This window comes from Phnomibacter sp. (assembly GCF_036803085.1).
Classification (GTDB): domain Bacteria; phylum Bacteroidota; class Bacteroidia; order Chitinophagales; family Chitinophagaceae; genus Phnomibacter.
The window spans coordinates 208,803-234,859 of record NZ_DAIRUZ010000002.1 but is presented as its reverse complement, the minus strand read 5'-3'; the positions used below and the strand labels follow the sequence as shown (position 1 = coordinate 234,859).

At 46.8% G+C, this 26,057-nt stretch carries 24 protein-coding genes; 14 read left to right on the top strand and 10 right to left on the bottom strand.

Going from position 1 to position 26,057, the window contains the following annotated elements:
• Positions 1-10: 10 nt before the first annotated feature.
• The 3 genes from V7Q13_RS04890 to V7Q13_RS04880 form a co-directional block, all read right to left on the bottom strand.
• Positions 11-979, bottom strand: a complete 969-nt coding sequence (locus V7Q13_RS04890; RefSeq protein ID WP_333799560.1) for a hypothetical protein — start codon at positions 977-979, stop codon at positions 11-13.
• A gap of 224 nt (positions 980-1,203) precedes the next feature.
• Positions 1,204-1,584, bottom strand: a complete 381-nt coding sequence (locus tag V7Q13_RS04885; RefSeq protein ID WP_333799559.1) for a GreA/GreB family elongation factor — start codon at positions 1,582-1,584, stop codon at positions 1,204-1,206.
• Positions 1,585-1,870: 286 nt separating this feature from the next.
• Positions 1,871-2,200, bottom strand: coding sequence for a cupin domain-containing protein (locus V7Q13_RS04880; protein WP_333799558.1), 330 nt, complete (start codon positions 2,198-2,200; stop codon positions 1,871-1,873).
• Positions 2,201-2,319: 119 nt separating this feature from the next.
• On the opposite strand from V7Q13_RS04880, the gene V7Q13_RS04875 reads away from it, so the two are divergent.
• Positions 2,320-2,535, top strand: coding sequence for a hypothetical protein (locus V7Q13_RS04875; RefSeq protein ID WP_333799557.1), 216 nt, complete (start codon positions 2,320-2,322; stop codon positions 2,533-2,535).
• A 158-nt stretch (positions 2,536-2,693) separates the two neighbouring features.
• Here V7Q13_RS04875 and V7Q13_RS04870 read toward each other — a convergent pair whose 3' ends face one another.
• The 3 genes from V7Q13_RS04870 to V7Q13_RS04860 form a co-directional block, all read right to left on the bottom strand.
• Positions 2,694-3,731, bottom strand: a complete 1,038-nt coding sequence (locus V7Q13_RS04870; protein ID WP_333799556.1) for an AlbA family DNA-binding domain-containing protein — start codon at positions 3,729-3,731, stop codon at positions 2,694-2,696.
• Positions 3,732-3,840: 109 nt separating this feature from the next.
• On the bottom strand, positions 3,841-4,110 hold the full coding sequence (locus V7Q13_RS04865) for a hypothetical protein (RefSeq protein ID WP_333799555.1): 270 nt from the start codon (positions 4,108-4,110) through the stop codon (positions 3,841-3,843).
• 183 nt (positions 4,111-4,293) lie between these two features.
• Complete coding sequence (locus V7Q13_RS04860) at positions 4,294-5,976, bottom strand: NAD+ synthase (protein ID WP_333799554.1); 1,683 nt, start codon at positions 5,974-5,976, stop codon at positions 4,294-4,296.
• 103 nt (positions 5,977-6,079) lie between these two features.
• On the opposite strand from V7Q13_RS04860, the gene V7Q13_RS04855 reads away from it, so the two are divergent.
• Both V7Q13_RS04855 and V7Q13_RS04850 read left to right on the top strand, forming a co-directional pair.
• A complete protein-coding gene (locus V7Q13_RS04855; protein WP_333799553.1) occupies positions 6,080-6,712 on the top strand; it encodes an MgtC/SapB family protein in 633 nt (210 codons plus the stop codon).
• A gap of 63 nt (positions 6,713-6,775) precedes the next feature.
• The gene (locus tag V7Q13_RS04850) at positions 6,776-7,819 is read left to right on the top strand and encodes a gliding motility protein GldB-related protein (protein ID WP_333799552.1); all 1,044 of its coding nucleotides are present in this window, start codon (positions 6,776-6,778) and stop codon (positions 7,817-7,819) included.
• A gap of 102 nt (positions 7,820-7,921) precedes the next feature.
• Here V7Q13_RS04850 and apaG read toward each other — a convergent pair whose 3' ends face one another.
• Positions 7,922-8,308: a Co2+/Mg2+ efflux protein ApaG gene (gene apaG, locus V7Q13_RS04845; RefSeq protein ID WP_333799551.1), complete on the bottom strand. Its 387-nt coding sequence runs from the start codon at positions 8,306-8,308 to the stop codon at positions 7,922-7,924.
• Between the two features lie 194 nt (positions 8,309-8,502).
• Between apaG and V7Q13_RS04840 the strand changes: the two genes are divergently transcribed.
• The 3 genes from V7Q13_RS04840 (at position 8,503) to htpG (ending at position 15,938) form a co-directional block, all read left to right on the top strand.
• Positions 8,503-9,954: an NADP-dependent isocitrate dehydrogenase gene (locus V7Q13_RS04840; protein WP_333799550.1), complete on the top strand. Its 1,452-nt coding sequence runs from the start codon at positions 8,503-8,505 to the stop codon at positions 9,952-9,954.
• Positions 9,955-10,154: 200 nt separating this feature from the next.
• Positions 10,155-13,433, top strand: a complete 3,279-nt coding sequence (locus V7Q13_RS04835) for a choice-of-anchor J domain-containing protein (protein ID WP_333799549.1) — start codon at positions 10,155-10,157, stop codon at positions 13,431-13,433.
• Between the two features lie 567 nt (positions 13,434-14,000).
• The gene (gene htpG, locus V7Q13_RS04830) at positions 14,001-15,938 is read left to right on the top strand and encodes a molecular chaperone HtpG (RefSeq protein WP_333799548.1); all 1,938 of its coding nucleotides are present in this window, start codon (positions 14,001-14,003) and stop codon (positions 15,936-15,938) included.
• Between the two features lie 50 nt (positions 15,939-15,988).
• Here the strand turns inward: htpG and V7Q13_RS04825 are convergent, their stop codons facing one another.
• Genes V7Q13_RS04825 through V7Q13_RS04815 form a run of 3 tightly spaced genes read right to left on the bottom strand, consistent with a single transcriptional unit; the run spans position 15,989 to position 19,312 of the window.
• A complete protein-coding gene (locus V7Q13_RS04825; RefSeq protein ID WP_333799547.1) occupies positions 15,989-16,669 on the bottom strand; it encodes a class I SAM-dependent methyltransferase in 681 nt (226 codons plus the stop codon).
• Positions 16,666-18,378 carry a single-stranded-DNA-specific exonuclease RecJ gene (gene recJ, locus V7Q13_RS04820; protein ID WP_333799546.1) on the bottom strand — a complete coding sequence of 571 codons (1,713 nt, stop codon included), beginning with the start codon at positions 18,376-18,378 and terminating at the stop codon, positions 16,666-16,668. The genes V7Q13_RS04825 and recJ overlap by 4 nt, the downstream gene beginning before the upstream one ends.
• A 37-nt stretch (positions 18,379-18,415) precedes the next feature.
• On the bottom strand, positions 18,416-19,312 hold the full coding sequence (locus V7Q13_RS04815) for a polyprenyl synthetase family protein (RefSeq protein ID WP_333799545.1): 897 nt from the start codon (positions 19,310-19,312) through the stop codon (positions 18,416-18,418).
• A gap of 257 nt (positions 19,313-19,569) precedes the next feature.
• Between V7Q13_RS04815 and V7Q13_RS04810 the strand changes: the two genes are divergently transcribed.
• From V7Q13_RS04810 to V7Q13_RS04775, 8 genes are all read left to right on the top strand, one after another.
• Positions 19,570-20,508, top strand: coding sequence for a hypothetical protein (locus V7Q13_RS04810; RefSeq protein ID WP_333799544.1), 939 nt, complete (start codon positions 19,570-19,572; stop codon positions 20,506-20,508).
• Between the two features lie 63 nt (positions 20,509-20,571).
• Positions 20,572-21,360 (top strand): OmpA family protein, encoded by a 789-nt coding sequence (locus V7Q13_RS04805; protein ID WP_333799543.1) that lies wholly within the window; start codon positions 20,572-20,574, stop codon positions 21,358-21,360.
• A gap of 130 nt (positions 21,361-21,490) precedes the next feature.
• The gene (locus V7Q13_RS04800) at positions 21,491-22,312 is read left to right on the top strand and encodes an outer membrane protein assembly factor BamD (RefSeq protein ID WP_333799542.1); all 822 of its coding nucleotides are present in this window, start codon (positions 21,491-21,493) and stop codon (positions 22,310-22,312) included.
• The gene (locus tag V7Q13_RS04795) at positions 22,281-22,622 is read left to right on the top strand and encodes a DNA-directed RNA polymerase subunit omega (protein WP_333799541.1); all 342 of its coding nucleotides are present in this window, start codon (positions 22,281-22,283) and stop codon (positions 22,620-22,622) included. The genes V7Q13_RS04800 and V7Q13_RS04795 overlap by 32 nt, the downstream gene beginning before the upstream one ends.
• Positions 22,623-22,712: 90 nt before the next feature.
• Entirely contained in the window at positions 22,713-23,924 is a 1,212-nt protein-coding gene (gene coaBC, locus V7Q13_RS04790; RefSeq protein ID WP_333799540.1) for a bifunctional phosphopantothenoylcysteine decarboxylase/phosphopantothenate--cysteine ligase CoaBC, read from the top strand.
• Complete coding sequence (gene porD / locus V7Q13_RS04785) at positions 23,911-24,846, top strand: type IX secretion system protein PorD (protein WP_333799539.1); 936 nt, start codon at positions 23,911-23,913, stop codon at positions 24,844-24,846. The genes coaBC and porD overlap by 14 nt, the downstream gene beginning before the upstream one ends.
• Positions 24,843-25,262 (top strand): DUF4296 domain-containing protein, encoded by a 420-nt coding sequence (locus tag V7Q13_RS04780; protein WP_333799538.1) that lies wholly within the window; start codon positions 24,843-24,845, stop codon positions 25,260-25,262. The genes porD and V7Q13_RS04780 overlap by 4 nt, the downstream gene beginning before the upstream one ends.
• Positions 25,255-25,971 (top strand): CoA transferase subunit A, encoded by a 717-nt coding sequence (locus tag V7Q13_RS04775; RefSeq protein ID WP_333799537.1) that lies wholly within the window; start codon positions 25,255-25,257, stop codon positions 25,969-25,971. The genes V7Q13_RS04780 and V7Q13_RS04775 overlap by 8 nt, the downstream gene beginning before the upstream one ends.
• Positions 25,972-26,057: the final 86 nt, after the last annotated feature.

Genomic DNA, 26,057 nt, shown 5'->3' with positions numbered 1-26,057 from the left:
GCTATACTTATTAGTGCGTTACAACTGTAAATAAATGCAGCACCGCATTGGTGCCAAGATTAGCTAAGGCGCTGCTAGCGTTTTGCATGCGTATTCTCACAGTGCTTTGATTGCTATAACCAGCATCTGAAGGGTCAATGCTGTGTGGTGTAAATACTACGGCTCCCCAATTACTCGCACCTGTACCGGGCACCAGTTGCGCTACCATTATCCGCACATTGTTGTTGTTGCCTGCAAAAGTGGGCACAATAAAAGCAACGTCTGCAACTTGGCCTGCATTTAGTGAAACGGTAAATGCGCCACTAGAAAAACCTGACCGCAATGTGGTGCCAGAGTTGCTGAGCATAATGGCCCTTCCTTCACTGGTTAGTTTGCCATCTACCGTAAGTGTACTGTTGAGGTTGGCAGCACCATCTACCCGTATGCTGCCGTTTACACCAAGGTTGGTGCCTATGAGAGCATTGCCATTTACATTCAATCTGTAGGTACTGCTAAAGTTGGTGCCAATGCCCATGTAGTCGGCTACAAAAGCAGAGCTGTTCAAATAAGTGTTGCCCCCAATTGTAGTTATACCTGCAATGGACGCACCGCCAGATATAATTGCACTGGCATCTGTATATATACTACTGGTAGCATGAATGGCGCCGCCCACATCGAGCCGGTAGCTGGGTGCTGTGTTGTTGATACCTACAAAACCGCTGGTATTAATAATCATTCTTCGGTTATTGTTGGTCCAAAAATCTAAGCCGTTTGTATTTACACCTGCTACTCCTTTATTGCTGGAAATAGCTGCCATACCATTGGTGCCAAACCTTAAGCTGGCACTATCGCCGGCACCGGTATTCATATTGCCGGCATCTACCAGAATGGTGCCATTTACAGATAACAAACGGGTAGGGGTGCTGGTGCCTATACCTACATTTTGCGACAATGCGGCGTAGATACACAGAAGAAGTGAGCTGGTGAAAAGCAGTTTCATACGCAAGAGTTTTGAGTGAGGAGAATAGTTGAAATTGGAAATTATTTTTGCAGCAACGGGAAATGTGGGCTTGTACCAGAGGGCTGCAAGTAAAATACAATATACACGAGATTTGTACAAGGAACAATTTGCCCTATGTGCTGGCGTAGCAGAAGTGGAAAAAAAATAGCCGTGATAACAAGTGCGTTATCACGGCTATGCAGGTAGCGGTAGCTCAACATGTATCAGTGGTTTTCTACAGCAACTATCTTCAGTTTTTTTAGTCCGGATGGCATTTTCCAGGTTACCTCTTCACCGGCTCTAAACCCGATGATGGCTGCGGCCATGGGCGACAATACCGATATTTTTTGTGCTTTCACATCCGCTTCGCCAGGCATTACAATCTGAAAGTCTTTTTCCTTGCTGGTGTCCATATCCAATACGGTTATGTGTGAGCCAATACGGATAGTGTTGTTCGGAAATGCATTGTTTTTTACTACAATGGCCCGGCTTACTTCGTAGGCAAGGGTCATTTCATCTGCAGCTACCGTTTGCAGGTTGAGGATGTGCGACAGTTTGTTGTAATCTTCTTCGCAAAGAATAACTGGATTTGTATCAGTTTTCATGATAGCAATGGTTTATGTGTCTGTAAAAAAATAGTAGCAGGAAGCGCCTTACCCAACGGCTCGACAACGATTGGCCGGCAGGTAATTACACGAGAAAGACGAGGATATATCGGAGGCGCAAATTCATGGATGACAAATATAGTAATATCTTTAGTGCAGGTGTTGTTAAAGGATGGGAGCAATAGCTGCCATAAATAGGTGGCAGCAAATAATGACTAAAGCATGACGAAGCGAAGCATACTTTTCGGCCAAACCTTAATGGTACAAAAAGATTGTCACAGCAATGTCATCCTTTTATCATGGTCAGCATCATTTTAAAAGCTTGTGTAGCTTTTAGCGAATGTGGAATGTTGGCGGGCATCAGCAGGCATTGGCCGCTTTGCAATGTGTATGCCGTTGTTCCGATGGTAATTTCGGCTTCACCATCCAGTAGCTGCACTAATGCGGCATGGGGTGAGCTGTGTTCTGCCAGGCCTTCGCCGGCATCAAAGGCAAATAATGAAATGTTGCCGGCTGCATTTTTCAGTATCGTTTTACTTACCACAGCTCCGCTGGCATAGTCAATGTGTTGAGCAGCTATAAATGGCTGAGCGGTATTGTCAGTGGTTGATTTCATATTGAGTGTTTTTCAACGATAAAATTACCAACCGCTGCGTGGCTGTATTGTGCTTTCAATCATAAAAGAAGATGGAATGCAGCATTGTGCCAAAAGGAAACCAACATGAAATAGGCCAGATGATGCAGCTGTACAACAACGAGTATGAAAACGGCGTATCGAAGCAGATGTCACTCATCAATGAAAGCGGTACCAAAATGCCGCTCTACTTTACGCATCAGAACTTCTACATTAAAATGAACAACTACCTGAAGACGTATAAGACGACCAACGGTACGTATCCATCTACAGAAGATTACAGAAAGAAAGCCCTGGAAGTGTTGGCGACTTTGTAGTTACTCAACATGCACTTTTACAACACACGCTGTTTGGTAATGCGGTTACCGGGCAGCGTGTGTTTTTTTGATGAGTACGGTTTCGCCATTGCAAATGGCGAAGAGCGGAGGATTGTTTCAATGGTTCGTGAGCGACGAACCAAAGCGGAGTTATAGTCCTAACGTCCTAGTATAGCTTTTATAGCAGATTCTCTTGTGGTTCCTAATGCTAATTGCCTATCTACAAGCATTACATTTTCATCCTTACGAGAAATTATTTCATTTGGGTTATTTTGATGACCAATTTTTATTCGATTGAAATCAAGTGTATAGTCTGATGTTTTTATCGGCGAATTCTTTCCTCCAAAAGAAAGAAGTAAATCAACCTCATTGTTGTATTTCTCAATCAAGTCCTTTTTATTGAGTATAATTCTTTCAGAATGATAATAAGGCTCTCCATAATGCAATATCTTTATGTCATCATCAGATACATATTGGTGCCCATCTTCAGTATATCTATTTAAAATATTTAAATCCTGAGATGCTTCGAATACTCCTTGAGAACACAATAGTTTGAAAACAACTGTTTCTTCGTTTTGTAGAGGCGTAAAGTTAAACAATACAATACCGACCTCTAAAATGAAAATCGAATGATCATATTGAATATTATCTATTTTGAGATACCCTTCAATTTGCGGGAATGTTACCTTTTTAAATAGAGCATTTATAAGGTAATGTGGAGCAGGCTTAGATTGGCCATCTAATCTTGCAAAATAGGTATGCTTAAATTGATGAGGGGGATATGTGCTCTGCTGTATTTCGAAGACATAAACAAACAAGTTGTCATGTTTCAATATAGAAACTTTTATTCCAGTTGGTAGAGGAGTGATGGAATCCGAGATTTTACTTATCAGCCAATCTTTCGACTTGTATTCAGTTACAGCAGCTAATTTTCCTTGAAATACCTTCTCCTTTCGTTTGGGCTCAATGTGTCCTTCTGGGGCGCCCCAAATTATGATGCCACCTTCGGAGTTTAGCATGGCACAAATACCTCTAATTATCCCGTCTAGATTTTGATTGAAATTGCCATAAGTATTGGAAAAAGATTTAAACTCAATTTTAGTCGATTCTTCTCTCGGCTCATTAAAGAAGCTTATTATATCCTCAACAGAAACTTCGTCAATGGACTTGCCAAAATATGAAAGTGAATAATTCATTGGTTAATTGCTGTTCATTTTCTAAACTCAAAATTTCATATACAGACTGGATTCATTAATTCTTCTCAATCTGAATTCACATTCTCGAAAGCGGCTGTCCTTCTGACCATTAATCAATACTTTTTTTTCGTTTTGAAACCATACTCAACAGTTCAAAAATTACACCAACTAGTATTGCAATAATCATCACTTGCTTGAATCCTTCCCAGTTGAACTTGGAGTTTTTGAGCCAGCCAATTATTCCAATAATAAGTGCAACAACTAAGCCAAGTGTTGCTGTTCCCCAAACAGCATTTTTCGCTTTAAAGAAGGAAATAACTAATGCAATAACTGCGATAATGCCAAGAGTGTTCCAAACAGAAAGGGTGAGTAAAAGCATGGATAGAATTTTATACAAAGTACAACTCTAATAGTAAATGTAAAAGGTAATCTCACAATCACTGTAATCACATTTATGAAAGGGATTCTTCAGTCCAACAATCGAAGAGCAACCAATGTATCTCCGCGAAAATCCTTCTTCCATCCTTCCCATCCGCGTCCCAATAAATCCGCGTCCCAAAAATCAGCTTAAATATTTCCCCACTATCGGCATCCTTCTTCCTACACCAAAGGCCTTGGGGCTTACCCGTATGATGGGGCAAAACTGATTGCGTTTGTATTCGTTGATGTTTACCATGCGCAGCACCCGGTCTACCAGTGCCGCATCAAAGCCCATCGCTTTTATTTCGTTTGGCCCCTGTCTGCGTTCGATATACTGGTACAGCAGCGGGTCGAACACATCGTATTCCGGCAGGCTGTCGCTGTCTTTTTGGCCGGGGCGCAGCTCAGCACTCGGTGGTTTGGTAATGATGTTTTCCGGAATCACTTCTCCATCCTTATTGATGTAGCGGGCCAGTGCATACACCTGCAGTTTGTAGCAATCGCCCAGTACGCCCAAGCCACCGGCCATATCGCCGTAGAGGGTGCCGTAGCCGGTGCTCAGTTCACTTTTGTTGCTGGTGTTGAGCAGTATGTAGTTAAACTTATTGGCAATGGCCATCACCAGATTGCCCCGCACCCGGCTTTGGATGTTTTCTTCTGCTACATTAAACGGCAGGTTGCCAAACAAGGGGTGCAACTCTGTTGTAAACTGATCGAAAATGTTTTTAATGGGAACAATATCGTAAGGGTTCTGCAGGTTGCGGCTCAGCTGCACGGCATCGTCTACACTGTGGCCGGTGCTGTACTGCGAGGGCATGAGGATGGCCCGCACATTGGCCGCACCCAATGCCCGTACGGCCAGTGCCAGTGTAACCGCACTGTCAATACCACCGCTGCTGGCCACAATGGCTTGTTGAAAACCCATCTTGCCAAAATAATCCTGAATGCCGAGGATAATCGCATCGTGTATTTGTGCAATGTTCAGTTCGGCTTCCAGGCCATGCGGTGTCAGTTCTTTATCGGGCACCCGGCTGGCAGGTTCCAGTATGGGGGCATCTATGCTACCATCTTCCCGCAGGGTAAAGTATTGCAGCGATTCGGTAAACATCGGCAGCTGGCCACAGAGGTTGGCATCCTTATCAAACACGAGGCTGGCGCCATCAAACACAATCTCGGTTTGGCTGCCTACGGCATTGCAGTAAAACATGGGCAGCTTGTACTTCTGCACATTGGCTTTAATGGTGGCTTTGCGGTCTTCATCATGCGTGTAATCGAATGGTGAAGCACTGAGGTTGAGCATTACATCGGGTTGCTGTTTCATCAGCTCATCCATGGGGCAAATGCGGTACAGCGGATTGTCGCCGAGGTTCCAGATGTCTTCACAAATGGTGACTGCCAGCTTCCTGCCTTTGAAATGTACAATGTTCCATTCGTAAGCTGGTTCAAAGTAGCGGTTCTCATCAAAAACATCGTAGGTAGGCAGCAACGTTTTATGAATGGCCTGCTGCACTTTTCCTTCGTATAAAAAGTAAGCTGTATTGAAAAGGTCTTTGCCTTTAAGGTTGGGGTTGCGTTCGGGGGCACCCACCAGTGCAGCTATGCTGTTGCAATGTGCAGCAATCTGCGAGAGTGATTGTTGGCATTGATGAATGAAATCATCAAACTCCAGAAAGTCACGGGCGGGGTAGCCACAGATGCTGAGTTCGCTAAACAGAACGAGGTCTGCGCCTGCAGCTTTGGCTGTTTCAATGGCCTCAATAATGTGCTGCGTATTGCGGGCAAAATTGCCGATGTGATAGTTCTGTTGGGCGATGGCGATTTTCATAAATACAACAAATGAATGCTTTTGAAAGATAGGCCGCTAAGGTAGCAAGATGCAGTCATTGGCCGGGTAGTGCTACCTTTAAGCAGCAACAACGATTGGCGCCATGATTACAGGAGAACAAGTGTCACAATTATTGATGGCCTTATTGGTAGGCGGCATTATCGGCGCAGAGCGGGAATACCGCAGCAAGTCGGCTGGTTTTCGTACCATGATGCTCATCAGTATTGGGGCCTGTTTGTACACCATGCTCAGCCCCATGATTGGCAGTAGCATGGCGCCAGAACGCATTGCGTCCAACATTGTGGTGGGCATTGGTTTTGTAGGTGCCGGTGTTATTTTCAAAGGCAACGACCGTGCACATGGCCTCACCACAGCAGCCAGTATTTGGGTAACGGCGGCCCTGGGCATGGCCGTGGGAGCGGGGCATCCATGGTTTGCTTTGCTGGCCACGGGTATTGTGTTTGTGGTGATGGCTTTTTTGCCCAAGCTCGAAGTCATTATCGACCGGGTGAATTTGCAACGGACCTATTATCTCGTTACACATAGCCATCAGGGCGATTTGCTGCACATCGAAAACATGCTGAAAGCGGCAAAGTTGCAATACAAAATCAACAGCCACCGCCGGGCCAATGGCACGGTAGAAAGCAGCTGGTATGTTGAAGGCCCGCAAAAACGCCACCTGCGCCTGGTAGACAAAATGATGCACGACGAACGCATCCTCGAGTTCAGGTATTAGCCTTTCCACAGCTTTGTATTTTCCTTGTCCAATAAATTCCAACACACAACGTTCTTTTGCGGTATGGTAAAAAGAATAATGCTGTGGATGAGCCTGCTGGCGGGTGTGTATGCTTGTGACAGTGGCCAGCAAAAGCCTGATGTCAGCGCTTTTTCGGCCAGTGTAAAAACGGAACGTTTTGATCAGTCCTTTTTTGCATTGGATACCAATCAGCTGGTGCCCGGCCTCAACCAATTGCAGCAGCAGTACCCTGGTTTTTTACAAAACTACCTGAGCTCCATGCTCGGCATCAACCCCGGCGACCCGCAGGCGCTGGCGGCCATCACGGCTTTTTTGCGCAGCTATACACCCGTGTACGAGGTAGCCAATGGCGTGGCCAATCAGCATTTGCCGCAACTGGAAAAAGACATGGTAGAAGTGCTGCGCTACCTGCAGCATTATGTGCCCGGCTACAAACCCGATTCGCCCTTTGTCATCACCACGTTCATCAGTCCCATGGATGCGTATGAGCCGTTTGCCATTGGCGATTATGGCGATGTGCGTACCCAAAATGGCGTGGGCATTGCCCTGCAGTTGCACTTGGGCGAGCAGGCACAGGTGTACGACGAAGGCAAACGGGCCGGTGTGTTTTTCGATTATCAAACCCGCCGTTTTACCCCCGCCACTATGCTGGTGAATGCGACTAAAAATTTGATTGAAGATGCCTTTCCGTACAAGCCCGAAGGCCTGACGCTGCTGGAAGACATGGTAGAAAAAGGCAAACGCATGGCGCTGCTGCAACGCCTGCTGCCCGATGTGGCAGATAGCTTGCAACTCGGTTACACCGGCAAGCAGGTAAAAGGTTGCGAAGCCAACGAGGCACTTATCTGGAACTTCTTCATGAAAAACGATTTGCTCTACAGCAAAGATCCGCTCATCAACCAAGGCTATCTGAAAGATGGTCCCAAAACCCAGGAGCTGGGCGAGGGTGCTCCGGGTTACATTGCCTTGTTTGTAGGCCGGAAAATAGTGAACGCCTACCTGACCAAATTTCCCGACACCAAATTTCCCGACCTGATGAAAATGCCTGCCCGGCAGGTTTTTGAGCAAGCGGGGTATAAGCCTTGAGGAATAAGAAAGAAGGAATAACAAATAAAAAATGAGGAAGTAGGAGAAGGCCGCAAAAATGCCAAACAATCATCCCAACTTGTGAACTGGTAAAGCTTCAAATCAATTCCCCTTAAACGGGGCAATCATATCGAAGGCCGGAATATCCACGCTGAATTCTTTTTGCGAAAGCAAATTCATCATGGTATAAAAACCGTGCATTTTGCCCATGTCAGACTGCAGGTTGCAGCCACTTACATAGCGAAACACTTCGCCGGGGTTGAGCACCGGTTGCTGGCCCACCACGCCGTCGCCATCTACTTCGCGGTATTCGCCGTTGCTGTCGAAAATATCCCAATGGCGGCGCAGGAGTTGAACAGGAAAAGGATTGTGATTTTCTAACGTAATGCGGTACGCAAACATGTACTCATTGTGTGTCGGATTGCTGAAATCCGGCTGGTAGTAGGTTTCAACGGTGATCTCTACACCTTGTGTGATTAATGAATGCATGGGCTACTGCTTACCTGATTGGAAAGGTAGGGGCAATTTCAACGTTTGCCAGCAAAAAAAGTTGCAAAACTTACATCCACCGGTTATAAAAAACCATTCGCAAATTAACGTAGCCGCTGCGGCTGGCATCCTTACTTTTGCAACAATTTTTTACGGCCGGCTGGCCGTGTACATAACTATCAATCGCTTCATTTATGAAAATCGCAGTTGCCAAAGGAGATGGTATCGGTCCGGAAATAATGGACGCCGTGTTGGGAATCTTTAACGCTGCCGGCGTACCGCTGGAATACGAGTTTGTCGACATGGGCAAATGGGTGTTCGACAAAGGTTATAGCAATGGCATGACCCCCGAAGCCCAGCAGGCCATCGAAACACTGGGCATCCTGTTCAAAGGCCCCATGGAAACCCCCAAGGGCAAAGGCGTAAAAAGTGTAAACGTAACAGCCCGTAAAACCTGGAACACCTACGCCAACAAGCGGGTGTTTCAAACCCTGCACGGCGTAGATACCGTGTTTAGCAAAGCCGGCATCCCCATTGATGTAACCGTGGTTCGTGAAAACATTGAAGATACCTACGGTGGTATTGAACACATGCTCACCCACGACGTAGCCCTGAGCCGCCGTTTCATTACCCGCCCCGGTAGTGAGCAGGTGATTCGCTACGCTTTTGAAATGGCCAAGAAGAAAGGTGCCCGCCGCATTACCTGCGGTCACAAGGCCAATATCATGAAAATTACCGACGGCCTCTTCCTGGAAGTGTTTTACAAAGTGGCTGAAGAATACCCCGATTTGAAGGCCGACGATGTAATTGTAGATGACCTCTGCATGAAACTCGTAACCCGCCCCGACAGCTTTGATGTGGTGGTGCTCACCAACCTGCAGGGCGATATCGTCAGCGATCTTTGCGCTGGTTTGGTGGGTGGTTTGGGTTTTGCACCCAGCGCCAACATTGGCGACCATATCTGCATTTTCGAAGCCGTGCATGGCACTGCTCCTGATATTGCGGGTAAAAACATTGCCAACCCCACTGCGCTGTTGCTGAGCGGCATTGCTATGTTGCGTCATCTGGGCTTTATGGAAAGTGCAGCGCATATTGAAAATGCATTGCTCTTTACCCTCGAAAGCGGCATTCATACCGGCGACTTTGGCGATAAGAGCATTCCCAGTGTCAATACAACGGAGTTTGCCAATGCTATCATTGCCAACATTGGCAAGCTGCCTGCCCATGGTGCCAAGCCCGTGCTGCCCAATATGCCCATGACCCCAACGCATTTTAAGCTGGAAAAAAACCCCATGCTGGAAAGTGCTGAAATGGCCGGTGAGCAAATTGTTGGTGTCGATATTTTTCTGGAAAGCAATGAGCAGCCAACGGATTTGGCCAACAAGTTGCTGCAGCATACCGGTGTGCTGTTCAAACTGGTTACCATCAGCAACCGGGGTACGCAGGTATGGCCTAAGGGCAGTGTATTTACCAACCTGGTAAACCAATACCGTTGCCGCTTTGAAAGTGAAGATGATTCTCCGCTGACGCAAATTGATGTACTGGAACTGTACAAGCGGGTGATGAGTGAATACAAAGTATGCTCTCTGGAACTGCTGAACATGTGGGAAGGTAAAAAGGCCTACAGCCTGGCGCAGGGGCAATAGAAGGGTGATTGGATAATTAGTTGATTGGTTAATTAGGTCAATACAAAGGCTTTCAGGATGGATTCCTGGAAGCCTTTTTTGATGGATGCACACTTGTGGAAGCATCAGCAAATTGTGCACAGATTCCTGCATCAAAATGCAGCTGCCCATTGGCCAGGCCTTTACTTTGCTGCTCTGAAAAAACCGATGAGGAAACTGTTATGATCGCTTCTGTTCGTGTGCTGCTACTGGCAGCTGTGCTGATGATGTGTGTGCCTTCGAACATCTTTAGTCAGGCATTTGCTGTAACCTATGATTTTGCCAGTGTGGCCAGCGGCAGCGGCGGCTACACCGACCCTACACCGGTACCTACAGCTACCGGTGCCACATTCGACAAGTTTACTGCTGTGCCTGCTACGGGCAATCCTTACAGCATGGGCCTCAACCCCAACGCAACGGGGCGTTTTAGTTTTGTGGGCTGGCCAACCGGCGCCACCAATGGTAGCGATGTGTTTACGGGCAGCTTGCAAACCGGCCAATATTATCAGGTCACTATTACCCCAAATGCAGGCTTTTCGCTGAGTGTGAGCAGCATCAGTTTTACCATTCAGCGCAGTGGTACGGGCATTCGCCAGTATGCGGTACGCAGCAGTGCCGATGGCTATAGTGCCAACCTGCCCGCCAGTGTGAGTGGCAATGCGAACCTGAGTGTGGTGTCGGGCAATATTTTTCAGGTAAGCGATGCCAGCACTGCGGCCAATGCTGGCAGCACGATTACGCTGAGCAGCGGCCATACCGATGTAACGGGTCCGCTGACGTTTCGCTTTTATGGCTTCAATGCAGAAGGCAGTGCAGGTACATTTAGTATTGATAATGTCATTATCAATGGGTCGGTTGCCGCCGCAGGTTCTACACCCGTTATTTCACTCAGCAGCAATCTGTTGACGTTACCACTCACCAACATCGGTGCTACCAGTGTGGCGCATCAATACACTGTGAGTGGTACTGGCCTTACGGGTAATGTAAACCTGCAAACTGCAGCTCCTTTCAGCATTTCTACCGACAATGTTTCTTTTGGAACCACTGCCAGCATCACAATGTTTGAAGCAGCCGTTGGCAAAAATATTTATGTAAAATTTTCGCCCACCGTGGCAGGTATTGCCAATGGAAGCATTACGCACAACAGTGCCGGCGCTGCAGAAAAAACAATTACGTTGTCGGGTCAGGGATTTGACCCATCCAATTTGAATTTCGATTTCAATACTTGCACGGTAGCCGGTGAGCCCGGCAGTGGCTTTACACAATATAGTACCACAGGGGCCCAAGTGTGGAACTGCACCAGCTTTGGCCGCAGCAGCAATGGCATTCAAATGAATGGCTTTAGTGCTGGTGTGATAGAAAATGAAGACTGGCTGATATCGCCGCCGATTGATTTGAGTGCTGGTTTCAATATTCCGGTGTTGCGCTTTTGGAGCCGCACGGAGTTTAACGGTCCTGCCATGCAAGTGCTGATTAGCACCAACTATAGTGGTAGCGGCAACCCCGCCGCAGCCACCTGGACAGCCTTGCCTGCCAACCTGCCCGGCACTGCCAGCAATACATGGACGTTATCCGACAACATAGACCTGAGTGCCTACAAAACCAGTCATGTGTATGTCGCTTTTAAATACACATCTACAGTGGCATTAGGCGCAGCCCGCTGGACGTTGGATGATGTGCAAGTAGCTAACGTGAGCAGTTATATTCAGGCTTCGCCGGCAGCTGCCAATCTGGGTGAAGTGAGTGTGGGCAGCAGCAGTCCCGCACAAGCTGTAACCCTCACGGGTAAAGGCTTTGGCGATGTAACGCTGAGTATGAACAGCGGCTGGCAGCTCTCTGCCGACAACAGTAGTTTTGGTAGTAGTTTGCTGCTGAGCAATGCTTCACTGGCTGCGGGTGCCACTGTGTATGTGCGTTATACGCCACTGCAAAAACAACTGCGGGATACCGGCCGTTTGAAAGCCACTGCTACCGGCCTCGATAGTGTGTTGGCGATGTATGTTGCTTCCTCTTATCTCAAAACCGAAACGCTGGATGTAGCCACCTGGAACATGACATTTTTTGGCAGCAACAGTACCAACACAGCAACACAACCGTATAAAGAAACCCAGAAGCAGAATGCCAAGACCGTTATCAATCGATTGAATGTTGATGTAGTGGGTGTGCAGGAAATCAGCAGCGACTCGGTATGGAATGTATTGCTGAGTGAAATGCCGGGTTATGCAGCGGTATTATCTCCAAGATGGAGCCGTTCTTTTGATGCACCCGATCCAAATTTTCCGCCACAAAAAGTAGGGGTGTTGTACAACCCTGCCACCATGACTTTGGTAAGCAGCCGGGCCATGTTTGAAACCATTTATGATGCGGCACGTAGTGGTAGCAATACCTTGCCTTCGTATCCATCGCCACAGGGTGCCAGTGCATTTTGGGCGAGTGGACGTTTGCCGTTTATGGCTACGTTCAATGCGAATATCAATGGGGCACAACGTACGCTGCATGTAGTAGTGATACATGCCAAATCGGGCAGTGCTGCGGCAGAAGATTACAACCGCCGGGTGTACGATGCCCGTGTATTGAAAGACTCACTGGATGCGTATTATGCCAATGATGCGGTGATTATTGTTGGCGACTATAATGATGATGCCATCAACTCAACCTTCACGGGGCAGCCGTCGCCGTACAAGCCGTTTGTTGATGATGCGGCCAGTTATGCAGCTCTCACCGGAGGCTTTAGTGCAGCCGGCAAAGGCAGCTTTGTAGGCAGTGGCAACAGCATGATTGACCACTTGTTTGTGAGCAATGAAATGAATAGCCTATACATCAGCGGCAGTGCCGATGTGGAAGACCCGCGCACCTACGTAACCAGCTACACCAGCACCACCAGCGACCACCTGCCGGTGTTTGCCCGCTTTGTACTCGACCAGCCATTGCCAGCAACGCTGCAACCGTTGCAGGGCAAAGTGCAGCAGCAAACGGCGCAGCTGCAATGGCGTACGTTACAAGAGCAAAACACCAGTCATTTTGTAGTAGAAAGAGCAGCAGGCAACAGTGCTGTATTTGTGCCCGTGGCTACGTTGAAAGCCGCTGGCAACAGCAGTGTGGCCACGCAATATAAACTCAACGACGGACCGCTGGTGGCTGGCCATTATCGCTACCGGTTGCGGTTGGTAGATGTGGATGGTTCGGTGCAGTTGAGCAACATCATCAACTTGCGGGTACAGGCCACGCAGGGCTATGCCATTTACCCCAATCCTGTGCAGAGCCAGCTGCAATTGCAACTGCCAGCAGCGGTGCAAACCGTGCAGTGGGCTTTGCGCACAGCCGATGGCAAACTACTCGCATCAGGTAAAACCGCTGCAGCGGCTACACAGCCCGCCATTCAAACTGCGGTAACGGGCTTGCCTACGGGCTATTATTTGCTGCAGCTGAATGAAGTGCAGCTGAAGTTGGTGAAGCAGTAAATCGAAACGTTCTCCTTGCAAGCAACGTCTCCTGCAAGGGACGTTGCGTAGTTGGAAAAAATAAATTGAAACGCAACGTCCTCTGCGAGAGACGTTGCTGGTAAAAGAATCCCGTGCATTGTCATCACCCCAACCCCGAAGGGGTGCAATGATTATAGAAAGCCAAATGTTGTTGTAGTGCTCAAAACCCCGAAGGGGTGATATATTTTTTAGCCATTGAAAATGCCACCCCTTCGGGGTTGAGAAGACATGTTGTTGGATTTTTCTACAATCCTGTCAGCCCTTCGGGCTTGTGTGTTTTTTTGTTGGGTGCTGCTACTTAGCTGATGGGCTGCGCTGCCCGGAGAGTGAGACCCTCACCCCTGCCTCTCCCTAGAGGGAGAGGAGCCAAAAACCTGCGCAGATTGTCACACCAAGTCTGCTGGTCGTAGCGGTAAACTGACAGCCTTTCGGCCGGAGGGGAAACTTTGTCAGGCAGAGGCAGGCGGGCACCGAATTTGCCGTGTGTGTGCAGGTAATTTTCCCGACCTGCTCGGGCTTTCATTTTCACATAAAACACGTATCAATATGGCGACCGGAAACATTCGGGTGAGTTCGGAAAATATCTTTCCGATCATTAAAAAATTCCTGTACAGCGATCATGAAATTTTTATTCGTGAACTGGTGAGCAACGCCGTGGATGCCACCCGCAAACTGAAAACGCTGGCCAGCGTTGGCGAGTTTAGCGGCGAACTGGGCGAGCCCCGCATTGAAGTGGTGCTGGATGCCAAAAACAAAACCATCAGCATCATTGATCAGGGCATTGGTATGACCGCCGAAGAGGTAGACAAATACCTGAACCAGGTGGCGTTTAGCAGTGCCGAAGAGTTTTTGGCGAAATACAAAGGCCAGGCCGAAGCCAGCATCATCGGGCATTTTGGTTTGGGCTTTTACAGCTCGTTTATGGTGGCCCACAAAGTGGAAGTATTTACCAAGAGCTGGAAAGATGCACCGGCCGTACGTTGGGAGTGCGATGGCAGCCCCGAATATCAACTGGAAGAAACAACAGAACGCACTGAACGGGGTACAGAAATACGCCTGCATGTAGACAAAGACAGCGAAGAGTTTTTGGATGAATATCGCCTGAAAGGCATCCTCGAAAAGTTCTGTAAGTTTTTGCCTGTGCCTATTTTCTTCCGCGATGCGAATGCAAAGAAGGAGGACAAGGCTGAGGTTAAGGATAAGGCTGAGGGTGAAGTGGAAGAAGCCGAAGTGGTGGAAGAAGCCAAACCCATCAACAACACGCACCCTGCATGGGTACGCAAGCCCAGTGAGCTAAGCAAAGAAGACTACGAAAACTTTTACAAAGAGCTGTACGGACCCTTTAGCGAAACGCCGCTGTTTTGGATTCACCTGAACGTTGACTATCCGTTCAACCTCACGGGTGTGTTGTATTTCCCTAAAATCAAGAAGAGCTACGAAATACAGAAAGACAAGATTCAGTTGTACAGCAATCAGGTGTTTGTAACGGACGAAGTAAAAGACATCGTGCCTGAATTTCTGATGTTGCTGCATGGTGTAATTGACAGCCCCGATATTCCGCTGAACGTGAGCCGCAGCTACCTGCAGGGCGATCCGAATGTGAAGAAGATCAACGCCCACATTACCAAGAAAGTAGCTGACAAACTGGATGAAATATTCCGTAACGACCGGGCCGATTTTGAAAGCAAGTGGGAGAGTCTCGGTTTGTTTGTGAAGTATGGCATGATGACCGATGACAAGTTCTTCGACAAGGCCAAGAACTTCCTGATTATGCAGGATACCAACAGCGGAAATTTCCTCACCATTGAAGAATATAAAAAAGCAGTAGAAAGCCTGCAGGTAAACAAGGACAAGAAAACCGTGGTGCTGTATACCAGCGACGAAGTGCAGCAGGATGCGTTTGTAAAAGCAGCGCAGGGTAAGGGCTACTACGTGGTAAAACTGAACGACCTGATAGACCCCAGCTGGATGGGCCAAATGGAAGCTAAGTTGAGTGATGTGCAGTTTGTGCGGGTAGACAGCGATATTGCCGACAACCTGATTGACAAAGACGAAAAGAACGAAAGCGTATTGACGCAGGAGCAAAGCACCAACCTGATAGAGTGGTTTAAAAGAAAGCTCTCCAATCCAAGTGCCGTGGTAGAAGTAAAAGGCCTGAGCCCGGATACGGCGCCAGTGGTAGCCACCCGCCCCGAATGGAGCCGTCGTATGAAAGACATGGCAGCTATAAGTGGCGGTGGCGGAATGATGAGTTTTTACGCCAACATGCCCGATGAAGTAAACTTTACGCTGAATGGCAACCATCCCATTCACCAGCAAATTTTGCAGGAAGGCAATGAAGCGAAAAAGGAAAAGCTGACGCAAAATTTGATTGACCTGGCATTGCTGAGCCAAGGCATGCTCAAGGGAAGTGATTTGACTGCATTCATCCACCGCAGTGTAGAACTCATGGATAGCAAGCAGGCAGCATCTGCTGAAGCATAAAATAAAGCTGTGTAAAAAATATGGCCGGTTGCAAAGTGCAGCCGGCTTTTTTATTGTGGTATATAGCGCAGTATAGTGCCTTCGAGGTAATGCATTTTTTGCGATTGAAAAATGCTTTCAAATCCGGCTGCTTCCCAAATGTCTTTGTATAAGGAATTGCAGTAGAGCACATACATTTCACGGGGTTGTTGCTGCAAGCTTTCTGTTACCCGTTGTACAAACGCTTGCATTACAAAAGCGTCAAACGGATTGAATAAAAAGATAACGCTGGTGTGCAGGGGCACTTGTACATACATCGCATTTTGCTGCCAAGCATGAAAGCTGGCATGAGGGTAGTATGAAGCCCAGCTTGCGATGGCTGCGTTGGTATGAGCTATCATGGCGGCGGATAAATCAATGCCTTCAACCTGCTTAAATCCGTGGTATGCGGCCATGGCCATGGTACGGCCTTTGCCACAGCCGGCATCCAAAAAAGCTGTATGCAAAACGTGGTACGGCAGCTGTTGAAACAGTAGTTCTGCTATGTAAAAACTAACGGGTTGGTAAATACTGGCGTGTTGCAGGTCTTGCTCTGTAAGACTGCTGCGGAGTTCATCAATACCGGTAGAACGGGTATTGTATTTATGCTCTCCTTTTATTTCGTGGTACAGCACAAACGCTGCCAGCCGGACATCCCAGTGCCGGGCAATGAAAAAAAAGTATTGGATGTATGCCCAAGTTCTACGCATCATTCCTGATAGAGACTGCCGGCAGGCTTGAGGTCGAGGACCCGCAATTGTATCCGTTTGTTGCCCTGCCATTCATTTTCATCTAAGGTAAAAACCACATCGATTGGTTGGTTGGGCTGCAGCAGTGGAAACTTCTCTGCCATGCCAAAGCCAATGCCATCGAGCACCACAGCGCCCTGCTTTAAAGAGAATTTGATATGGGTTTCTTTTACTATGCGGGAAGCACCTGTTTCGTATACATTTTTGGCTACAAAAACGGGCCGCATGTTTTCCGGGCCAAATGGTTCCATTTGACAGAGAATATTGTAAAACTTCGGATTGATATCGGCAAACTCGATACAGGTATCTATGGTGATTTCGGGCGTCAGCATTTCTTCAGCAATTGTACGCTGCACCACTTCTTCAAAACGGGCACAAAAGGCGGGTACGTTTTCCGGTTTCATGGTGAGGCCGGCAGCGTAAAAATGACCACCGTAGCTTTCCAATAAATCCTTGCATTGATGAATGGCTTCGTATACATTGAAACCAATGACACTGCGGGCTGAGCCAGAAACTTTATCACCGCTATTGGTGAGGATAATGGTAGGGCGATAGTATTTATCAATTAGCCGGCTGGCTACAATACCCACTACGCCTTTGTGCCAATGACTTTGATAGAGTACAGTGGTTTTGCGATTGTCGCTGGCATCGAAGGATTCAATCATGGCCAGCGCCTCTTCTGTAATAGTGCTGTCTGCTTCCCGGCGATCGGTATTGTCTAAATGCAGTTGCTCTGCAATGGTCATTGCTTTGTCAATGTCCTTTTCAATAAACAGTTCGACTGCTTTTTTGGCATCGTCCATGCGGCCTGCTGCATTTACCCTTGGGGCAATGGCAAACACCAGATTGTTTACATGTACCGGCGCTTTCAATTCAGCAAGGTGCATTAATGCTTGTATGCCGGAAGAGGGATGATTATTTACCTGCTGCAATCCAAAGTACGTTAGGATGCGGTTTTCATCAACCATGGGTACAATATCGGCTGCAATAGCGGTGGCCACCAGATCGAGATAACGCATCCATTTTTCATCGGGCAGCTGCAGACGGGTGCAAATTGCCTGCATGAGTTTGAGGCCTACACCACAACCGCACAATTCTTTAAAAGGGTATGCGCAGTCTTTTTGTTTGGCATTTAAAATAGCCACGGCATCGGGTACTTCTTCATCTGGCATATGGTGGTCGCAAATCACAAAGTCTACCCCGTTGGCTTTTGCATAAGCCACCAACTCGACCGATTTGATGCCGCAGTCTAACGAAACAATTAGCGTGACGCCGTTTTGTATGGCAGTATCAATACCCGCTTTGGAAACACCGTAGCCTTCCCTATAGCGGTGTGGTATATAAAATTCAACATTGGGGTGAAGGTCGTGCAGAAACTGGTACATGCAAGCCACGGATGTGGTGCCATCCACATCGTAGTCGCCGTATACCATGATGCGTTCGCCTTGGTCAAAAGCTTGTAAAAGACGCACAACCGCTTTGCCCATGTCTTTCATCAGAAATGGATCATGAAGGCCGGTCAGCGATGGGCGGAAATAGGCTTTGGCTTTGTCAAATGAATCGGCATGGCGCTGCACCAAAAGGCGGCAAATAGCCGGGTGCACCTTGAGTGCTTGTTGCAAGGCATTCGTTTGGTCGGTATGTGTGGGCAGCAGCTTCCAACGCTTTTCCATGGCGTAAATGTAAGGGGCGGGCAAGAAAAGGAGTTGGCTAGTATTTACGGTTGGTGGTATATTCTACCAATTGCAGCAGGGCTTGCTTTACTTCCGAATCTTCAAATTCATTGAGAATAGCAGCTGCTTGTAAGCGGTATTCGTCCATTTTTTGGCTGGCGTATTCAATTCCTCCGGCTGCAATCACCTGATCGATGATCCATTTTACCCGGTCGGGTTTGCGGTTCTCATTTTTTATACTGTAAATGAGTTGCCTGCGAAGGTCGGCAGGAGCATGATTGATGGTATAAATGAGCGGCAGGGTAAGCTTTTTCTCTTTGATGTCGTTACCTGTGGGTTTGCCTACGTCATCAGTTCCGTAGTCAAACAGGTCGTCTTTCATTTGGAATGCCATGCCCACGAGTTCGCCAAACCGGTGCATTTTGTTGGCAATGTCCATGTTTTGGGTGGTGCTCCATGCACCAGCGGCACAGGCTGAAGCCAGCAGGGATGCGGTTTTGCTTCGTATAATTTCGAGGTAAACGTCTTCTTTCAGGTTGAGCCGGCGGGATTTTTCGAGTTGAAGCAGTTCTCCTTCAATAATGCTACGGATGGCCGAACTCATGATGCGGAGAATCTCAAAATCTTCATTGTCGACAGACATAAGCATGCCTTTGCTGAGCATATAGTCACCAACAAGAACGGCGACTTTATTTTTCCAAAGGGCGTTTATAGAGAAAAAACCCCGGCGTTCGAGGCTTTCATCCACTACGTCATCGTGTACCAATGTAGCAGTGTGCAGCAGCTCTACCAGGCTGGCGGCACGGTACGAAACATCGGTAATAGGGCCGAAAAGCTTGGCAGAAAGCAACACAAAGCGGGGGCGAAGTTGCTTACCTTTGCGGTTAATAATATAATGCGTAATACGGTCGAGCAGCGGGGCACGACTTTTCACCGCCTCCTTGAATTTTACTTCAAAGGCAGCCAATTCAGCGTCGATTACCGGGGAGTATGCAGCCAATTAAAAAAGTTTCGGGGCAAAATAATGGATTTATCTGCGACAAAAGACTGATGATTTCTGGCCAGACCATACTTTGTAAATCCTGTATTAAATAGATGAGATACAGCAGATTAAATTTGTTTATTAGTCCCACATGCATAAATTTGCCCCCGATTACCCCTTGCAATTCTATAATCACAACTAATTTTTCTATGGCAAGCAAAAAGTTCACACTGTTAGTGGTTTTGGTAGTAGCTGCCGTTTCTACTGGTTTTAGCCAGCTGGGCGGAGTACTCGATTACCTCGATTCAACCAAAGTAAGCTCACGTAACCTTCCCAAGTACAACGAGTGGAAAAGCAATTCAAAGTCTAACTTCTTCCCTCCAGTACCCAAGGCAATGGGCCAACTCTCAATAAACGGTGGTTTATTTATGTTGGATGCTGACTGTCCTCCACTTCCAGGCTGGAATATCGGCGTTTCTTACCGCAAAGCTCTTGGTTATACAGTGTCTCTCCGTGGAGGTATTAACTATGGCCAAACAAAAGGTTTGGATTACCGTGACAATGGCAACTTGTTGAACAACCCAGTTTTGGTTTCTACTTATGGCTCTTTGCCTCCCAATGCGTCTAAGTATGTTCACAACTACAAAACCACAATGATCACTCCAAGCTTGGATTTGATCATCAATTTCAACAATATCATGTTCCATCGTAAGTCAAGCAAGTTTGCTTTCTATGGTTTGGTTGGATATTCTCCAATGATCTATCAAACTAAGATGGATGTGTTGAACGGCAATGCTGCATATAATTATGCTTCACTCCCAGGATCATTTTTTATCCGTCCAAGAAAGGATATTCGTAATGATTTGAAGAATTTCTTTGACGGCTCTTACGAAACATTTGCAGCTGTAAATGATCGTTCACAGAACTTCAATAACGGCGGCAATGACAAGTATCAGTGGCGCCACGCTTTCAGCACCGGCCTCGGTACTGAACTCCGCATTGCTTCACGTATGTCACTTGGCTTTGAATTTAAGTACCTCTGGACTCGTGACGACTATGTTGACGGATGGTTCATGAACAATGGCAGCCTGTCTCCAGATAAAGATGGTGCCATCTTCACAAATCTCTTTGTAAACTTCAACCTGTAATTTTTGAAGTAAAACATTGGAGGCATTCGCTCACCCATCAAACTAATATCGACTATGAAAAACATGAAATATTTTCTGGTAGCCGCCATCATGCTTAGCCTCGGTGCTACTGCTTTTGGCCAAACCGCTGACAAAGCTGCTTACAAAAAGCAAACTGGTTCTACTGATAAGCGTGTTGCCCCCCTCTGGTGGTACAACCCATTGGCTTACCCATATAGCGAAATCAGCAATCCAAGCATTATGAAGTTTCCAAAACCCGTTTTGGATGACTCTGACAACGATGGTGTTGCTGACCAGTTCGACGTAGAACCAAATACTCCTGCCGGTTGCCCTGTAGATACAAAAGGCAAGAGCCGCGATACAGATGGCGACGGTGTTCCTGATTGCCGCGATAAAGAACTGATTACCCCAACTACTTGCCAGCCTGTTGATGCTGATGGTGTTGGTAAGTGCCCAGATCCTGAGTGCTGCAAAAACATCGTTCCTCCTCCTCCCGCTTGTAATATCGGAAGCCTCCCCAGCGTACAGTTTGGTGGTAGCGCTGTAAGCCTCAATGCTGCCGGTACTGCTATCCTCGATGCAGCTGCTGCAACTATCAAGGCTAACCCTAACTGTAAGATTTGTGTGGTAGGCCACGGTGGCGCCAGCAAGCGTGAACAGCAGTTGAGCTGGGATCGTACCAATGCTGTAATCAACTATCTGGTTGAAAAGCAGGGTATCAGCCGCGACCGCTTCGTATTCAAGTATGGTGAAGAAGGTGACGCCAATACTGTAGATCTGCAAGATTGCAGTGGCGAAGAAGGTCCAAACATGGTACCTGCACCACACCCACAATACCGCAAGAGCAAGTAATTCATTGAAACTTTTTGCTATAGAGCCCCTCCTTTTTGGAGGGGCTTTTTTGTGATACATTTACATCCGACCGACTTCTTTTTTTCCAGATTATGTGCATTTTCGCTTTTTACCTACTTTTGCCATCCTTATGCGTTTTTTAGTAAGTCTTTTTCTGTCGGCTGTGGTACTTGTTTCTTGCTCAGATGTGGGCAAGATTTTGAAAAGCAGCGATTATAATATGAAGTTGGCCAAAGCGAATGAGTACTATGATGCTAAAAAATATACTCAGGCCCAACTTATTTATGAAGATGTAATGCCTGTTATAAAAGGGTCTGCAGAATACGAAAACACGTATTACAAATGGGCCTACTGCCATTACAACCAAAAAGATTACCTGAACGCAGAGAATTTATTCAAGGGATTCTTTGAAAATTTTCCCAATAGCAGCCGTGCCGAAGAGGCCGAGTTCATGCGGGCCTTTTGCTACTACAAGCAATCGCCTAAACCGGAGCTCGACCAAACGACTACCATGAAGGCCATCACACATTTGCAAACTTTTGCCAATACGCACAGCAGTTCTCCAAAGGCAAAAGAGGCATTGCAAATGATTGAAGAACTGCGTCGTAAGCTGGAAATAAAAGATTTTAAGAGTGCAGAATTGTATTATCAGTTGGGATATTTCAGGGCATCGGCTACAGCCTTTACTGAGTTGTTGAATACCTATCCCGATTCAGATGAGGCCGACAAATACAAACTCATGGTGATACGTAGCTGGTTTAAGTATGCTGAAAACAGCTATACCAACAAGCAGGAAGAAAGATTTGAAACCGTACTCAACGAATGCGCAGATTTTACCGACCGTTTTCCGGATAGTAAATTAGGCGAGGAAGTTGTTCGTTATAAAACACAATCACAAAACATCATTAAATCCATAAAAGATGAGCAAACTCAGGCGTCAACTAAGCGTTAATACAGGCAGTTCTGTAGAAACCAAAAACCTGCTGGAGATAAAGGGTAAAACCGGCAACTTGTATGAATCAATTGCGATTATTGCAAAACGTGCCAACCAAATCAACATTTCTTTGAGAGAAGAATTGCACAATAAATTGGAAGAGTTTGCCAGCCATACCGATAGCCTGGAAGAAATTCATGAGAATAAGGAGCAGATTGAAATTTCACGGGCATATGAAAGAATGCCAAACCCAGCACTGTTGGCATCTCAGGAGTTTCTGGAAGATAAAATCTACCATCGCCGCAACGATCAGGATTTGTTCAGCTAATAATTTTCGTTGGTTTATGCCAACCTAAAATATTCCTTTAAAAAGCGATAGCACCAAGGCTATCGTTTTTTGTTTCAATACCTTTCATGTATGAATGGCATCTTGTCGGGAAAAAAAATATTGTTGGGCATAACGGGGGGCATTGCTGCTTACAAAAGCATTTTACTACTCCGGCTCTTGTTAAAGGAAGGCGCCACTGTACAAGTTGTGATGACTCCATCAGCTGCGTCATTTGTATCGCCCTTGGTTTTAGCTACGCTCAGCAAGCACCCGGTAGCAATAGAATGGGTGAAAGACGATGCACAGTGGGCAAACCATGTAATGCTGGGCAGATGGGCAGATATTATTGTTGTAGCTCCCGCTACATGTAATACCATTTCCAAACTTGCTACTGGCTTGTGTGATAATTTGTTGATGGCCGTGCTGCTGAGTGCTACGTGCCCCGTAATGATTGCGCCAGCTATGGATGAAGACATGTGGCTACATGCTGCCACTAATCGCAACATGGCCACACTGCGCAGCGACGGTCATATTGTGCTTCCTGTTGCACATGGCGAATTGGGCAGCGGACTTACAGGTGAAGGACGAATGTTGGAGCCGGAAATTATATTGGCCCATATTGTGCAAATGGTTTCGGGTTCAAAACCATTGGTGGGGCGCTCGGCCATTGTAACCGCCGGCCCCACTCATGAGCCTATTGATCCTGTCAGGTTCATTGGCAATCACTCCAGCGGGTTAATGGGCATTGAAATTGCGAATGCATTGCAGGCCGCTGGTGCACAAACCACGCTGGTATTGGGGCCAACGCACCTTCGGGCAAACAGTGCTGTAAATACCATATTGGTGACAACTGCACAGCAAATGTTTGATGCTGTGGCAAACGTATTTCCTCACACGCAAATTGGGGTAATGGCCGCAGCAGTGGCCGACTACCGTCCCGCCACAGTTGCTGATCAAAAAATTAAGAAGCAAGCCCACGAGTTGGGATTGTCGCTGGTAAAAAACCCAGACATTTTACAGCATTGTGGAATGAATAAAAGCGCCAATCAATTGTTGGTAGGCTTTGCACTTGAAACCAATAACGAAGCCGCAAATGCTATTGAAAAGCTGCAGCGCAAAAATGCCGACATGATTGTAATGAATTCACTGCAAGACGAAGGTGCTACGTTCGGTAGCGCCAACAACAAAGTCACTATTTTTGAGCCGGGCGGCTTGTCTCAATCTTTTCCGCTTATGTCCAAACAAGATTTGGCCAAAGAAATCGTTTCTCTGATTGCTAAACGAATCCATGAAAAAGCATAAAACGTTTTACTATATCGTGTTTGCATTGATGCTGATCATTAGCTGGCAAACCATACAGGCACAAGAAATAAGTGCCAAAGTAACGGTGTTGTCTAACCGCATTACCACACAGGTAGACAAACGAATTTTTAATACGCTGCAAACACAGCTGAACAACCTGCTGAACAATCGTAAATGGACAGAGGATAATTTTAAAGTAAACGAACGGATTGAATGCAACTTCGTGTTGAACCTTGATAAAATGGTGGAGCAAAACGTATATACTGCATCACTCATCATTCAGGCGGCCCGTCCGGTATTCAACAGCAGTTATCAATCGCCACTTATCAACTGGCAAGACAACGACATTCGTTTCCGCTATGTAGAATTTCAGCCTGTTGAGTTCAATGAAAACCGGCTATCCGGCTCCGACCCATTGGCCGTGAATTTGCCCGCTATTTTCGCTTACTACGTTAATATGATTTTGGGTGTTGATTACAACAGCTTTAGTATAAAAGGCGGCATGCCCTATTTTAAAAAAGCGTTGTTCATTGTCAATAATGCGCCTTCAGGAAATTCAATCTATGGTTGGTCGCAGTTTGATGGTTTGCGTAATCGATACTGGTTGGCCGAAAATTTAATGAACGAACGATACACGCTGATGCATGATGCTATCTATCAATATTACAGAAACAGCCTCGATTATTTTTACGATGACGAACGCCGTGCCAGAGATGAAATGATGAACGTGATAAACCTGTTGCATACTTACAATACCAGCAACCAAAACACTATGGTATTGCAGTTTTTTATGCAAAGCAAAAGCGATGAAATAATAGAAATACTGAAAAAAGCGCCACCCGATCAGCGGCAAAGAGCCGTAGCAATGTTGGAAAAAGTAGATGTAACTAACGCCAAAAAATACAGAGATCAGCTGAAATGATACGCCGCAATACTTGGTTCATATTTGCTTTTGCAACGATTATTTTGGCCGCATGCAATGCCGGGGCACACACAGAATTGGATAGCCAAAAAATGAAAGTGTTGATGTGGGATCTTTCCAAGGCGGAAGCTTTTCACACCTACTATCTTGTAAGAGATTCTGCCCGAAACGCTGACAGTGCGACCAAGGCAGTTTATGCAAAAATATTTGCCCTTCACAAAGTTTCTGCCGACGATTTCTTTTATACATTGGACATTTACCGCAACGATCCGATGCGGTACAGAGTTTTGATGGACTCGGTGAATACTTACGGCAGCAAGCAGCGAGAGTTATTGTTTGCTCCTGCAGAAACCACCACTGATACAGCAGCTCCTGCCCCTCCGCCTCAAAAGAAAAGACGATCTGCCAATGAATAAAGTATATACCGATGCGGCTGCTGCTGTAGCCGACATTCAAGATGGTGCCACCCTTATGCTGGGCGGTTTTGGTTTGTGTGGCATTCCCGAGAATAGTATTGCTGCACTGGTGGCAAAAAAAGTAACCGGCCTCACCTGTATTTCCAACAACGCTGGTGTAGATGATTTCGGTATCGGCCTGATGCTGCAACAGCGTCAGGTAAAAAAAATGATTTCCTCTTATGTAGGTGAGAATGCTGAATTCGAACGCCAACTGCTCAGTGGCGAATTGGAAGTAGAATTGATTCCGCAGGGAACATTGGCTACCCGCTGTTTGGCGGCTGGCTATGGTATGCCAGCCATCTTTACACCGGCTGGTGTTGGTACTGAAGTGGCACAAGGAAAAGAAGTGCGTCGATTTGAGTTTAACGGTGAAGAAAAAGACTACCTGATGGAGTACGCTTTCGAAGCAGACTTCGCCATTGTAAAAGCATGGAAAGGTGATACACAGGGCAACCTCATTTACAAAGACACGGCCCGCAACTTCAACCCCATGATGGCGATGGCGGGAAAAATTACGATTGCAGAAGTAGAAGAACTGGTGCCCGCTGGCGAACTTGATCCCAACTTCATTCATACACCCGGTATTTATGTGCACCGCATTTTCCAAGGGGTTAATTACGAAAAGCGCATCGAACAACGCACTGTTCGTAAACGGAATGCTGAATAACTCATTTACAGTTATGCAACCTGTTTTGAGTGAATCAGATTATCATGCTTGCTCTTCCATTGGCACATTTTCAAATCAGCACATTA